This is a genomic window from Streptomyces albidoflavus (genome assembly GCF_000719955.1).
In the GTDB taxonomy this organism is placed as follows: Bacteria; Actinomycetota; Actinomycetes; order Streptomycetales; family Streptomycetaceae; genus Streptomyces; species Streptomyces albidoflavus.
In genome coordinates this window covers 94490-108149 of sequence record NZ_JOII01000001.1, presented here as the reverse complement: position 1 = coordinate 108149, position 13660 = coordinate 94490, and the positions used below count along the sequence as shown (strand labels likewise).

At 75.2% G+C, this 13660-nt stretch carries 10 protein-coding genes; 3 read left to right on the top strand and 7 right to left on the bottom strand.

Features of this window, described 5'->3' with window-relative positions:
* Positions 1–33: 33 nt before the first annotated feature.
* The gene (locus IF45_RS0100505) at positions 34–1023 is read right to left on the bottom strand and encodes an alpha/beta hydrolase (protein WP_008412399.1); all 990 of its coding nucleotides are present in this window, start codon (positions 1021–1023) and stop codon (positions 34–36) included.
* An 89-nt stretch (positions 1024–1112) separates the two neighbouring features.
* Positions 1113–2087: an ArsR/SmtB family transcription factor gene (locus IF45_RS0100500; RefSeq protein ID WP_003948429.1), complete on the bottom strand. Its 975-nt coding sequence runs from the start codon at positions 2085–2087 to the stop codon at positions 1113–1115.
* A 171-nt stretch (positions 2088–2258) separates the two neighbouring features.
* On the opposite strand from IF45_RS0100500, the gene IF45_RS0100495 reads away from it, so the two are divergent.
* The 3 genes from IF45_RS0100495 to IF45_RS0100485 all read left to right on the top strand — a co-directional run bounded on the left by IF45_RS0100495 (position 2259) and on the right by IF45_RS0100485 (position 5018).
* Positions 2259–3032, top strand: a complete 774-nt coding sequence (locus tag IF45_RS0100495; RefSeq protein ID WP_003948428.1) for a glycosyltransferase family 2 protein — start codon at positions 2259–2261, stop codon at positions 3030–3032.
* Positions 3033–3345: 313 nt separating this feature from the next.
* Positions 3346–4011: an RNA polymerase sigma factor gene (locus tag IF45_RS0100490; protein WP_008412405.1), complete on the top strand. Its 666-nt coding sequence runs from the start codon at positions 3346–3348 to the stop codon at positions 4009–4011.
* On the top strand, positions 4011–5018 hold the full coding sequence (locus tag IF45_RS0100485; protein ID WP_018468388.1) for a hypothetical protein: 1008 nt from the start codon (positions 4011–4013) through the stop codon (positions 5016–5018). The genes IF45_RS0100490 and IF45_RS0100485 overlap by 1 nt, the downstream gene beginning before the upstream one ends.
* 48 nt (positions 5019–5066) lie before the next feature.
* Here the strand turns inward: IF45_RS0100485 and IF45_RS0100480 are convergent, their stop codons facing one another.
* From IF45_RS0100480 to IF45_RS0100460, 5 genes are all read right to left on the bottom strand, one after another.
* Complete coding sequence (locus tag IF45_RS0100480) at positions 5067–5768, bottom strand: aspartyl/asparaginyl beta-hydroxylase domain-containing protein (RefSeq protein WP_008412408.1); 702 nt, start codon at positions 5766–5768, stop codon at positions 5067–5069.
* Positions 5769–5805: 37 nt separating this feature from the next.
* The gene (locus IF45_RS0100475) at positions 5806–7083 is read right to left on the bottom strand and encodes an ATP-grasp domain-containing protein (protein ID WP_003948424.1); all 1278 of its coding nucleotides are present in this window, start codon (positions 7081–7083) and stop codon (positions 5806–5808) included.
* Positions 7080–8384 (bottom strand): ATP-grasp domain-containing protein, encoded by a 1305-nt coding sequence (locus IF45_RS0100470; RefSeq protein ID WP_051720655.1) that lies wholly within the window; start codon positions 8382–8384, stop codon positions 7080–7082. The genes IF45_RS0100475 and IF45_RS0100470 overlap by 4 nt, the downstream gene beginning before the upstream one ends.
* 124 nt (positions 8385–8508) lie before the next feature.
* The gene (locus IF45_RS0100465) at positions 8509–9267 is read right to left on the bottom strand and encodes an SDR family oxidoreductase (protein ID WP_003948422.1); all 759 of its coding nucleotides are present in this window, start codon (positions 9265–9267) and stop codon (positions 8509–8511) included.
* Positions 9264–13658, bottom strand: a complete 4395-nt coding sequence (locus tag IF45_RS0100460) for a non-ribosomal peptide synthetase (RefSeq protein ID WP_242536810.1) — start codon at positions 13656–13658, stop codon at positions 9264–9266. Before IF45_RS0100460 ends, IF45_RS0100465 begins: the two co-directional genes overlap by 4 nt.
* Between the last annotated feature and the right edge of the window lie 2 nt (positions 13659–13660).

Here is a 13660-nt window from a genome sequence, read left to right as displayed (position 1 = left end):
CGGGCTCCCGGGAGGTCGGCGAAGGGGCGGCGGTCAGGCCTTGCGGAGACGGGCGACGATCCCGTCCAGGTCACGGCGGAACAGGTCGGGGCGGACGAAGTGGCCGCCGGGGACCTCGTGGCCCTCGTGCGGGATGCCGGCCGCACCGAGCACGCTCTTGAACTCCCGCTGCCCGGCGAGGACTTGCGTCTCGTTGACGGTGTCGAACCAGTTGACCGGGTCGGGGCTGGTGCCCGCGACCAGGAAGACGCGCTTGTTCCGGTAGCTCTCGACGCGCTGCACCGGGTTGTCGGCGCTGACCCGGGCCTCGTTCCACAGGGGCGCGCCGTAGACCGTGCCGCCGCCCAGCTCCACCGCCGCGGAGGAGACGTTGGCCCAGTGCGTGACGAGCCCCGCGTCGCGGCGCAGGCTGGCCGGGCCGGAGTGGGAGCTGACCGAGGCGAAGTGGCCGTAGTACTTGGCGGCGTACTTCAGCGCGCCGAAGCCGCCCATCGAGAAGCCGGAGACGGCCCGGCCGTTGTACTCGGCGTAGGTGCGGAAGTTGGCGTCGACCCAGGGGAGCAGCTGGGCGATGTGGAAGGTCTCCCAGTTGCGCGGGCCCACGTTGGAGGAGACCGGGTTGGAGTACCAGCCGGCGGGTCCGCCGTCGGGCATGACGACGATGAGCGGCTTGCCGGCGGTCCAGGCGCGGATGCCCATCCGGTCGAAGGTGATGAAGTCCTGGCCGGTGCCGCCGCCGTGGAAGAGGTACAGCACGGGGTAGCGGCGTCCGCCGCTGTGGTAGCCGTCCGGGAGGAGGACGTTGACGCCGGGGTTCCAGCCGATCGCGTCGGTGGCGAAGCGGTAGTACCACATGCGGGCGTCGCTCTCGCCTCGGTCGACGATGCGCAACCCGAAGCCGTCACCGGCCGCGTGGGCTGCGGACGCCGACGCGAGGACGCCGGTGGCGCCGAGCGCCGTGGTCGCGGAGAGCCCCGCGGCGGCCTTCAGAACGCCTCTGCGGGTGGGGCGGGACGTGCTCAACGTGGCCTCCGGAGGTGTGGGGGGTCTGGCCGGGCAGGGGACAGCGTGGAGGCGCCGCCTCGCCCGGCACAAGAGCCGTAAGAGAGGGCTTACGGCCGGTGTTCCTCGGCCGCCAGCAGGGCGCGGCCCTCGGCCGTCGCGAGGTGGAAGGAGCGGCCGGCGGTGCGGACGGTGGTGATCAGGCCGGCCGCCCGCAGCACGTTCATGTGCTGGCTGACCGCCGGGTGCGTCACCTGGAGCATCCGGGCCGCCTCCACGGTGGAACAGCCGGTGCCGGTGGCCCGCAGCAGCTCCGCCCGGGTCTGCCCGAGGAGGCGCCCGAGCGGCCCCGGTCCCGTCCGGGGCGCGGACCAGCCCGGGGTGTGGCGTATGGGGTGGACCAGGACGGGCCGCAGCGCGCCGTCGGCCAGGGTGGTCGGGGTGGGCCAGCAGAAGAAGGACGGCTGGAGGACCAGCCCGCGCCCCTCCAGCCGCAGGCACTGCTCGACCGGGTAGGTGACCTCCAGCACCGGGGGCCGCCAGCGGGCGTCGGGCCCGAGCCCGGTCAGCAGCGCCTCGGTGCCGCCGTCCATCAGGTCCCGCAGCCGCCGCGCCCGGTCGGCCTCCACGTCCGCCCGTATCTGGCGCCAGTGCGGGACGAGGGCCCGCGCCTGGTACGCGTGGAGGGCGTCGCCCAGCCGCGTCAGCGTCTCCGTGTCCCCCCGCGCCAGCGAGGCCGCCCACCCCGGCAGCCGCGCCGACCGGGCGAGCCGGGCCAGCTCCGCCCGCAGCCGCGCCGGCTCCGTCCCGAGCAGGGCGTCGACGGCGGCCCGGAACGTGGGCCGCTCCCCGGCGCTCGGCGTGAGGAAGTCCGGCGAGTAGCCGTACGGCGGCAGCAGCGGCGAGAGCAGCTCCCGGCTCTCCGGAAGACGGGGCCGCGCCCAACGCCGCCAGGCACCGAAGACCCGCTCCCCGTCCTTGCGCTGCAGGGTCTGCACGCTGTTGCTGATCTCCCACAGGAGGTCGGGACCCGGGGCCACCCGGACCCGGGTGAGGTCCTCGGGCGTGAAGTGGATACGCAGCACAGCAGCTCCCTGCTCCGTCGCGAGGCGGGGAACGGCCTCTACCCGTCGGGACGGGGGAGTATGCGGCCCCGGTGGCGGCGGCCCCGCCCGGGGGCGAGGAGCCGCGTGTCGCTCCCTGTTCGATCGCGATGTTTGAATGGACCGTCGTTCCGGCCGAGCAAGGAGAATCGCGTGCCCCTGGTGTCTGTCGTCATGCCCGTGTACAACTCGGCGGCAACGCTCGGTGCGGCGGTCCGGTCGGTGCTCACGCAGACCCACACCGACCTGGAGCTGCTGATCACCGACGACCAGTCGTCGGACGACTCGATGGAGCTGCTGCGGGAGTTCGCCCGGCAGGACGAGCGCGTGCTGCCCGAGACGGCGCCCGAGCGGGGTGGCGCGGGCCGCGCCCGCAACCTCGCCATGGAGCGGGCCCGGGGCGACTACGTGGCCTTCCTCGACAGCGACGACATGTGGCTCCCGGAGAAGACCGAGCGGCAGCTCGCCTTCGCCCAGGAGGGCACCGCGCCGCTGACCTTCACCTCGTACTACAAGATGGACGCCGACCACGCGGGCGAGAGCACCGACTTCACCCCGAACGGCCGGGTGATCCGCGCCCGCGCGCACGTCGACTACCGCGCGATGCTGGTGCGGGACCACATCGGCGCCCTGACCGCCATGTACGACCGCACGGTCCTCGGCACGCGGCTGATGCCGGAGATGCGCAAGCGCCAGGACTACGCCCTGTGGCTGTCGATCATGCGCGACGGCGCCGACGCCCGCGGCCTGGCCGAGCCGCTCGCCGTCTACCGGGCCGGCCAGGCGACCTCGCTCTCCTCCAACAAGCTCTCCCTGGTCCAGTACAACTGGGAGCTGTACCGCGAGCACGAGAAGCTCTCCGTCGCCCGGTCGGCGCGGGCACTGGCCGGCGCGGTGTGGCAGTCGGTGCGGAACTCGCGGATCTAGGTTCCCCGTCCGGCGGGACCCCGGAGCAGAACAACGGCCGGGGCCGCCACCCCCCACAGGAGTGACCCCGGCCGTTGCCGACGCGAGTCGCGGGCGACCCGTCTCTCTCTACAGCGCCGCCGGTGCGGTTTCTGTCACACCCCGGTGTGTGACAGGGCGACAGCGGGGTGTGCGGGGCGTGGACGGCGGGGGCGTGCAGGTCGTAGCGTGCTGGTCCGCGCGGGCGCGCCGGTGGCAGGGGGTGCCGGGCATCCCCGAGGAGCCCGGCCGGGCCGGGTGACGGCGCGGCCGACTAGTGGGGCAGGATGAGGGAGTGCTGGGGGACGACGCGGAGCTGACCGCCGCGGTTCACGCGGCGCAGGACGGGGACGAGAACGCCTTCCGGACTGTGTACCGCGCGGTGCAGCCGCGGCTGCTGGGATACGTACGGACACTCGTCGGGGAGGCCGACGCCGAGGACGTGGCGTCCGAGGCGTGGTTGCAGATAGCGCGCGACCTCGACCGGTTCAGCGGCGACGCCGACCGGTTCCGGGGGTGGGCCGCGCGGATCGCCCGCAACCGTGCCCTCGACCACATCCGCATGCGTGGCCGCCGCCCCGCCATAGGGGGCGACGAGACCGAACTGACCGGCCGGGCCGCCGAGACGGACACCGCCGGTGAGGCCATGGAGGCGCTGTCGACGGGGGACACCCTCGCGCTGATAGCGCAACTCCCGCAGGACCAGGCCGAGGCGGTCGTCCTCCGCGTCGTCGTCGGCCTGGACGCCAAGAGCGCCGCCCACACGCTGGGCAAACGCCCCGGCGCCGTACGCACCGCCGCCCACCGGGGCCTGAAGCGGCTCGGCGAACTCCTCGCCGACCGCACCGGCCGGAGCGAGGACGCCCCCGGCTCCGTACCGCCCCAGAGGTCGCCGCACCGACCCCCGGCGACAACCGTCAGTGTGACGCGAACACCTCCGCGGACGCAGGAAGAAATGTGATGGCCGACGAGCACCACGGATGGCCGACCGAGGACGCCACCGAACGTTTGCTGCGCGGCGAGCACTCCGGCCCCGCCGACGCACCCCCCGACCCGCCGGAGGCCGCCGCCCTGCGGGCCGCGCTGGCGACGCTGACCGCGCCCGGCCCGGCCGGACCGGCCGCCGCCCGCGAGGAGGAGGCCGTCGCCGCCTTCCGCACCGCCCACCGGGAGTCCGGGGCCGGTGTGGTGCGGCTCGGCCGGCCCGCCCCGGCGCCCTCGCGCTGGGGGCGGCCGGTGCGGTTCGGGCTGGCGGTGGCGCTGGGCGGGTTCATGATCGGCGGGGTGGCGATGGCCGCCGGCGCCGGTGTGCTGCCCTCCCCGTTCCGCGGGCCCGAGACCCCGGCCCCGGCCGCCTCCGTCTCCGCCGACAGTTCCTCGCCCGAGGTCCTGGTCTCCCCGGAGCCGGACCCGTCCGAGCCCACCTCTCCGGCCCCGCCCGACTCCCCGTCGCCGCCGGCGTCCTCGTCCTCCGGGGAGCCGGTCCCCGACGAGGAGACCGAGGCGCCCGGGTCCGGCACGCCGACGCCGGAGCGCTCCCCGCACCCCGGCCGCACCCCGTCGCCGGGCGGCGGCTGGGACTGGGAGGAGCGCACCGAGATCGCCTGCCGCGCCTACGAGGACGGCACGATGGACGCCGACCACCGCCGCCGCCTGGAGCGGCTGGCCAAGGGCGGCCCCGGCGCGATCGAACGGTTCTGCCGCGGCGTCCTCGACCTCCCCGAGCAGCAGCCCCAGCTGACCCTCCCGGCCGTCCCGGTCCCGGGCACCGGCGGCGACCGGCCCGACGGCGGCAACCCGGATTTCGGGTACGCCCCGTCTCCGCCGGCCGGTGACGGTGAGGACGCGGACGGCGGGGCGGCACCGGAGGACGGGGCGGCGCCGGAGGACGGGAGCGGCGACGAGGACGACGGCGAGGAGACCGGCGCAGCGACGCCGTCCCCCGCGCCGTCCGGCACCGGCGGCTGAGAGCCGTCCCTCCCCCGACGCCGCGCGTCCGGGGAGGAACGGCCGGTCTCAGGCGGCGTGCATCACGTCGTACCGGGACGCCTCCACGAACTGGGGCGCCCACTTGCGCTTGAGCCGGAGCATGTAGCGGTTCAGCGCCGAGGCGAAGAAGCCCATCGGCCGCCTGAAGTCGATGATCACGACGACCCGCGGCTCCTCGGAGGTGTTGACCACCTCGTGCTCGACCGAGACGTCGAGCACCCGGCCCTCCCCCTCCTTCCAGGTGTGCCGGTCCTGGTCGAGGCGGATGTGCGGCGGGTTCTCCCGCGGCACCCGGACGCCGAGGTGGTAGCGGAGCACACCGGCGTACGGGTCCTTGTGCGGGGGCAGTTCCACGCCCGGGTCCAGGATCGAGACGAAGGCGTTGACCACCTCGGGGCGGGACTGCGCGAACGACAGCAGCGTCGGGACCTCGTCGCGGGCCAGCTCGTTGGACTGTCCGTACATGTAGGCGTAGTAGAGCTTCCACTCCTCGGAGACCTGGGCCGCGCGCACCGGGTCGAAGGCGCCGTAGGCGGGGATGGTCCGCTTCTCCAGGAGGGCGTCGATCTCGGCCCGCAGGGCCGGGAACCGCTCCTCCAGCTCGCGGGCGGCCGGGAAGACCTTCTCCGGCAGGATCACGCGCGGGCGGTCGGGGCCGGCCGCCCGCAGGAAGATCCAGTTGGTGACGGCCCGGATTCTGGGCTGGTTGACGCTGGGGGAACCTTTCACGGTGGTCTCCTCCTAGGTGGTGGTGCGCGAGGCGTGGTCAGGCACCGTCCACGGGCACGAGCCCGCGTCGGGAACCCCGGTACGAGACGGTGGAGCCGTCCGCCAGCCGGTAGACGAACAGGAGGTGCGGCAGCGCCCGGTCCAGCAGCGTGAGCAGCCCGGCGTGATCGTCGGCCCGGCCCGAGACGATGTCCATGAAGTGGGTGGTCACCGCGGGCTCCAGCACGGTCCCGGGGGCGACCCGGGGGAGGTGGCCGACCACGCCCTCCTCGGCGGTGAGCCGTTCGACGCCCTCGACGGCCAGCAGCTCTCCGCCCGACCGCGGCGGCAGGTTCCAGTACTGGACGTGGACCGGGCCGTCCCGGCGGGCCTCGACGGGCGAGACGGGCAGCCCGCAGGCCGCCGCCAGCCCCAGCTCCACCAGGTCCTGGCCGGTCGCCCTGCCGTACACCTCGTGCATGAAGCCGCCGAGCCGGCCGTTGACCTCGATGATCTTCGGTCCGGCAGGCGTCAGCTTGATCTCGGTGTGGACGTGGCCCCGTTCCACGCCGAGGGCCCGGGCCGCGTCCGAGGCCAGTCGCGTCACGGCCGCCCAGTCGGGGGCGGCGAGCCGGGCGGGGACGAACTGTCCCTGCTCGCGGAAGGGCGGCAGCAGGGGGAACTTGCCGGTCACCCCCAGGGTTGCCGGTTCACCGCCGACGACCAGGGACTCCACCGAGACGTAGTCGCCGAACTCCCCCTCGTCGCGCCCGCGCAGGTACTCCTCGACGACGAACGGCTGCCCGGGCGTGGGCCGGACGGGGGCGGGCAGCTCCTCGCCCGGACCGACCAGGAAGGTGTCGCGGCTGCTCTGGCTGCGCTTCGGCTTGACCACGGCCGGCTCGCCGCGTTCGGCGAGGACCGCCAGGGCCTCCTCCCGGCTGGTCACCAGCGCGCTGCGGACCGTGTCCACCCCGCGCTCGGCGAGCGTACGCCGCTGCACCCACTTGTCGGTGAGCGCCGTGACGGTCGCCGCGTCGTGGTACGGCAGTTCCAGCGCGGCGGCGAGCGTGGCCGTCATGGGCAGCAGGCCCTCGCTGAAGGTCATGACGCCGTCCGCGTCCAGCGCGCGCAGCTCGGCGACGGCCTCGCCGGTGCCGTCCTCCGCCACCTCGAAGACCGGGCCGAGCGCCGCGTACTCGGCGCGTTCGGGCGCGCCCAGCGCGCCGCGTACGGCGACGAAGACGGGGGAGAGCCCCCGGGCGGCGGCTGCCTTGCCGAGATGGGCGGGGCGCACCGAGGCGAACGGTACGACGGCGACGACGACGGTGGTCACAGCAGACTCTCCTGACGGTCTCGGAGGCGGTACACCTGGTCCTTCAGCTCCCCGAGGCGCTCCAGGTCCCGGGCGAGGGCGCCGGGGTCCTCGGAGAGGAGGAAGACGCGCAGGGTGCTGGTGTAGAGGTCGACGGTCGGGCGCAGGTACTGGCCCGGCCCGAGCTTGAGGTTCAGCCCGTGGACGGTGGGCAGCGCCCGGATCGCGGCGACCGCCGCCTCGTCGACGCCCTCGACCAGGCCCTCCTGGGTGGTGGGGGTGGTGCAGCACACGGCATGGGCCCGGCGCCGGTAACCGCGGTCCGCGTGGCGGGCGTGGAACGTCTCGGGGTCCAGGTAGGCCAGCGCGGTCAGCGTCGCCTGGTTGCCGCCGGCGCACGCGTCGTGGAAGCCGGGGTGCATGTTGCCCGCGATCCGGGTGCCCACCTCGACCAGGGCGGGGCCCTCCGGGGTCATGATGACCTCGGCGTGGGTGGGGCCGTGCCGGACGCCGAGGGCGTCGAGCGCCGCGCTCACGTACGCGGCGAGGGCCGGCGCCGGTCCCTCGTCGTGGGCGAGGAGGCGTTCCCGGTCGTAGATGTTGCGCCCGGAGGGCAGCAGCCGCTTCTGGTACTCCCACACGCCGCAGAGGTGGCGCCGCCCGTCCCGGGAGACCATGTCGACGACGTACTCGGTGCCGTGCAGATAGCTCTGGACCAGGGCCTCGTGGTTGCTCTCCTGGTAGATCGTCTCCCCGGCGAGGACGGCCTCGGCCGCCTGCCGCACCTCGGCGGTGTCCCGGCAGACGAAGACCGAGTCGCCCGCCGCCGAGCGCAGCGGCTTCACCACGACCGGCCAGGAGCCCCGGGTGCGCGCCCACGCGACGAGGCGGTCCACGTCGCCGCTCCTGGCCTGGTCGGCGCAGCGCAGCCCGGCGGCCCGCAGGGTCTCGATCATGACGTACTTGTCGCGCCGGGCGGCCGAGAGCGCGGTCCCGTTGGCGGGCGTGCCCAGCCGCTCGGCCAGGACGTCGGCCAGGTCCACCCCGGGCTCCTGTCCGGCGAGCACCGCCACCGGCCGGTAGGGGGCGAGCCGGGCCACCGTACGGTCCACGTCCTGGTGGACGAGGGCGGCCCGGTAGGGGCCGAGGTCCGGCGCGGGCATCGACGGCATGAACTCCGGCGTGCTCTGCACGTGGACGAGATCGGCTCCGAGGGCGGCGAACTCCGGCGGCAGGTACTTGCCGGAGGTGTAGGCGTCGACGAGGACGACCACCGGGCGGTCCGGGCCGCTCGGCGACCGGTCCGGCGCTGTCGGGACCAAGGGGACTCCTCGGATGGGGCGGGGGCGGGGCCCGCGGTCGGGAAGGGTCACGTGACGCGGAGGCCGCCGTCCACGAAGAGCGTCCGGCCGGTGCCGGAACTCCCGCCGGGGTGGCCCACGCGGCTCAGCCCTTCTGCCGCGTGGGGCGGATGCGGATGTCGTCGAGGTGGACGTGGGCGGGCTGCCCGACGACGAAGCGGACGGTCTCGGCCACGTCCTCGGGGGTCAGCAGCGGCCCGTTCTCCTCCGCCACCTTCGCGAACCACTCCATGTCGTACCCGGCGGCCTCCTGGAAACCGGAGCGGACGAAGCCGGGCTCGACCAGGGTGACGCGGATGTTGTGCGCGCACAGCTCCTGGCGCAGCGCCTCCACCAGGGAGTGCACCGCGAACTTGGTCGCGCCGTACACCGGGTTGGCGGCGGAGATCTGGCGGCCGACGGTGGAGCCGATGACGACGATGTCCCGCACCTGCCGGCCGCCGTCCTGCTCGGCGTGGCTCCGGAAGAGGCTGCCGCAGGCCCGCAGCTGGTGGAGGACCGAGGTCACGTTGGACTCGATGAGGCCCTGCCACTGGCCGGCGTCGGAGCCCAGTACGGTGCCGGGCAGGCCGCGTCCGGCCGAGAGCACGAAGACGCTCGGCGCGCCCCACTCGCGGCCGGCGGCGTCCAGCAGCTCTCCCGCGTACCCCTCGCCGTTCATGTCCCCGGGGTGCGGGAGGACGGCTCCGGGCAGCTCCGCCGCCTCCCGCGCCAGCGAGGCGAGTGCCTCCTCGCGCCGGCCGGCCGCGACCACCCGCAGGCCGTCCTCGGCGAACCGGCGGGCCACGGCGCGGCCGATGCCCGAGGAGGCACCCGTCACGACAGCGATGCGCTTGTCCGTCATGCGTACTCCTTGTTGTGGGTCCCGGACGGCAGCTCGCCCCGCCGGACCAGGTCGGTGAAGAACCGGCGCAGCCAGGCCCGGTCCAGGACCGGGAAGGCGACACCGAGGTCTGCCAGCGCGCGCCGGGTGCGCGTGTGGTCGTAGCGCACGGCGCGGGCGGGGCGCCCGGCCCAGAAGTGGGCGAGGGAGAGCGTCTCGTCGACGTCGCCCCGCTCCAGGGCGGCGCCGAAGAGTGCGGCGAAGCCTCGTGCTCCGGTCGGTTCCAGGGCGCAGCCCGCCTCCCGCATGGCGGCGAACAGCTCGGTGTAGGCCACCTCCTGGTGCGCGTCGACGTGGTGGGTGCCGCCGGTGACGCGGGTGCTGAGGGAGAGGGCGAGCATGGCCTCGGCGACGAGGTCCACCGGGCTGAGCACGACGCCCTGGTCCCCGGTGGCGGGGACGCGGCCCAGCCGGGCGCAGGAACGGAGCATCTGGACCAGGCGGTTGTCCCCGCCGTTGCGCTGGAAGCGTCCGGTGACCGAGTGGCCGGTGACGTTGCCCGAGCGGTAGATGAAGCCGCCTCCGCCGCCGTCGGCGAACTCCCTGACGAGCTGCTCGGCCCGGTACTTGCTGCGCTCGTACTCGTTGAGGAAGCTCTGCCCGACGTTGAGGCTGTCCTCCGAGAAGACGACCGTGCCGTCCGGTCCGCCCGCGCCGCAGACGGCCAGGGTCGACATGTAGTGCAGGTCCTTCGGGCGCCCGGTGGCGGCGAGGCGGATCAGCTCCCGCACCGGTGCCACGTTCTGCCGCTCGAAGGAGTCCCGGTCGCCGAAGAGGCGGGTGTCGCTGGCCAGGTGGTAGACGGCGTCGGTCCGCCGCCGCAGGCCGTCCAGGGTCTCCTCGGCCAGGCCGAAGGAGGGCCGGCCGAGGTCGGCGGCGTGCACGCTGACCCGGTCCTCCCAGGCGCGCAGGGGCTCCTCGGGCAGGTACCAGTCGTGGACCTCGCGCAGCCGTTCGCGGGCGGCCGCGTCGTCGCCGGCGCGCACCAGGCAGTGGACGTGGGCCCGGGTGCGGGTCAGCAGCAGGTGGAGCAGGTGGGCGCCGATGAACCCGGTCGCCCCGGTGAGCAGGACCTCGGTGTACTCCCGCCGGGCGGCGGTGGCCGGCCCGGTGTGGAAGACCTCGGGAACCTGAGCCAGCAGCCCCGTGCTGGAGCCGCGCTCGTGGACCGGCGCGACCTCGGTCCTCGGCAGCCCGGCCCACCGGAGCAGCAGCCGGCCGGCGGTGCGGCAGATCTCCGCCATCCGCTCGGGGGTGTGCCGGCGGGGGCTGTACGACACGTCGGCGACCAGCCGGCCCTCGTGGGTGCGCGCCGTCAGCTTGAGGTCGTGCACCCGGTCGTTGGCGGCGCCGCGCACGGGTCCGACCGCGTACCGGGAGAGGGCCGGGGCCAGTTCGTCGCCGTGCGGCAGGGCGAAGCCGCCGAGGTAGTTGAAGCAGAGGTCGGCGCGGCGCCCCTCCGCGTGCAGGCCGTACGCGATGCCCAGGTGGGGCACGCGGTCCAGGGCCGTGGCGACCGCCTTGGCGGTGGTCTCCACGTCGCCCGGCGCGATGGCGACCCGCACCGGGAAGGTGGAGGTGAACCACCCCACCACCCGGGAGATCTCGATCGCCTCGTGGAAGGAGCGGCGTCCGTGGCTCTCCACGTCGACGACGAGTTCGTCCCGCCCGTCGGCCTCGGCCAGGGCCTGGGCGAAGGCGGCCAGGAGCAGGTCCTGGGTGCCGCCTCCGGTACGGGCTCCCGCGCTTTCGGCCAGCGCCTCGGTCTCGGCCCGCGACAGGCCGAACCAGACGGACCGGGACCCGCCCTCCGTGTTGTCGGCGCCGTCCGGACCGCCGGCCGGGGCGTCCGGGGCCGGGTCGTCCCGGCCGAGGACGGGCAGGCGCCGCAGGTCGTCCCAGTACGACAGGTCCTCGCGGAGCTGTTCCCGGCGGGCGCGCAGGTCGGTGGCCCAGGCGCCGAAGCCGTCGGCCGGGGGCCGGTCGGGGACGCCCCCGCGGAGCCGGACCCCGTAGGAGCGGCTGAGGTCGCCGACGAGGATGCGCCAGGAGACCGCGTCGACGGCGAGGTGGTGGGCGATCAGCAGCAGATGGGCCTGGCCGTCGCCCTGGAAGAGGTGGGCCTTGAAGAGCCGTCCGTCCCGCACGCTGATCTCGGCCTGGCGGAGGGCCGCCGTGTCGCGGATCGCCGCCTGGACCGCCGCGCTGCCGCCGGCGGGCAGGGCGGACCGGCTGAAGACGGGGCCGGGGTCGGTGACGACCCTCCGGATCCCGCCGGGGCCGTCGCGGAACGCGGTGCGCAGCAGCGGGTGCGGGGCCACGGCGTCCTCGACGGCGGCGGCCAGCCGCTCCGCCCGCACGGTGGGGGCGACGTCGAGGAGGAGGGCCTGGTTCCAGTGGTCGGGCGCGGCGAAGTGCCGCTCGAAGAACCACTGCTGGGCGGGGGAGAGCGCGGTGTCGTCCTCCTCCACCGGCCGGGCGGGCCCGCCCGGTGCGAGGGCGCTCCCGGCGGTGCCGTCCGCGATGAGCCGGGCCAGCGCGGAGACCGTCGGTTCGGCGAGGAAGCGCGCGGCGGCCACCTGGTGGCCGCCGGCCTGGAGGTGGGCGATGACCTGGATGGCGTCGATGGAGGTCCCGCCGGCCTCGTGGAAGGCGTCGTCGGGGCCGAACGCGCGGTGTCCCAGGGCGCGTTCCCAGGCGTGGGCCACCTCGGCGACGAGCGGGTCCCCGGTGGGGAACGCGGCCTCGGGCACCGGACGCCGCTCGTCGGCCAGCCGCTCCTCCACCAGGGCGCCCAGCGCCCGGTGGTCGGTTTTGCCGTTGGCGTTGAGCGGGAAGGCGTCGAGCACCACGACGCGGTCGGGGACCATGTGGGCCGGAAGGTGCGGCCCCAGCTCCCGCCGCAGCGCGTCGCCTTCGCGGCGGGGTGTCCCGGTGAGGACCACGGCCGCCACCAGGGCCGGTCTGCGGCCGGGCCGGTGCAGGGCGGCGGCGTGCGCGACCCGGGGCAGGCGGCGCAGCCCCGCCTCCACGTGGCCGAGTTCCACCCGGTAGCCGCTGATCTTCACCTGGCGGTCGCCCCGGCCGAGGAACTCCAGGACACCGTCGGCGTCGGCCCGGACCCGGTCGCCGGTGCGGTAGACGGGGCCGGCCCCCGGCAGCGCCGGGTCCTCGGCGAAGGCCGCCCGGGTCGCCTCGGGGGCGTCGCGGTAGCCACGGGCGACGGAGGGACCGGCGACGAGGAGTTCGCCCACCGCGTCGCGTCCGGCGAGCCGGCCGTCGTCCGTGCGCAGCAGCAGCGTGGTGGCACCGAACGGGGTGCCGATGGGGACGGAGCGGGCGTCGGGGGCGAGGCCGTCGAGGGCGGCCGGGCCGCGCAGCACGTGGGCGGCGACGCCGACGGTGGTCTCGGTGGGGCCGTAGTGGTTGACCAGGACGCGGGTGACGCCGGACGCCAGGACGCGGCGTGCCTGGGGGACACCGAGCAGTTCGCCGCCGAGCAGGAGGAAACGCAGGACGGGGCCGTCGGCCGGGGCGTCGCCGAAGCCGTCCTCCATGGCGTTCCAGTGGGACGGCGTGGTCTTGAGCACGTCCACCCGCTCGGCCCGCAGGTGGTCGAGGAGGCCCCGTGGGTCGCGCCGGGTCGCGTCGTCGACGAGGTGCAGGGTGCCGCCGGTCCACAGGGCGAGAAAGAGGCAGGTGTTGCCGAGGTCGGCGCCGAGCGTGGTGACGTGCGCGTACCGCAGGGGCTCCGTGATGCCGAGGCGGTCCAGGAGCGAGACGGTGTAGTGCCGGATGTTGGCGTGGGTGACCATGACGCCCTTGGGGGTGCCGGTCGAACCCGACGTGTACAGCACATAGGCGACATCGTTGTCCGCTACGGCCCCCGGAGAGGGCGGGTACTCCTCGCCGCCGGGGCCGGCGGGCACCGCCTCGCCGGCCGGGGCGACGAGGACCGGCAGCCCGGCGCCGGCGAGGTCCCGCTCGTGCTCCGGCGCGGCCAGCACCAGATCGGCGCCGAGGCGGGCCAGGGCGTCGGTGCCGTGCGCGACCGGCGTCGCCGGCTCCACGACGGTGTACGCGGCGCCGGCGCCGAGCACCGCCGCCACGGCGACCACCACGTCCGCCGACCGCTCCAGATGGACGGCGACCACGGACCCCCGCCCGACGCCGTGGGAGCGCAGCAGCAGGGCGAGCGCGTCCGCCCGCCGGCTCAGCTCCGCGTAGCTGAGCCGCCGGTGCCCGGCCACGACGGCCTCGCGGTGCGGGTGGCGCCGGGCGTGGGCGCGGATGAGTTCCGGGAGCATGCCGTCCTCAGGAGTCGGAGGGCAGACGTGACGGTCGGTGGGCATGG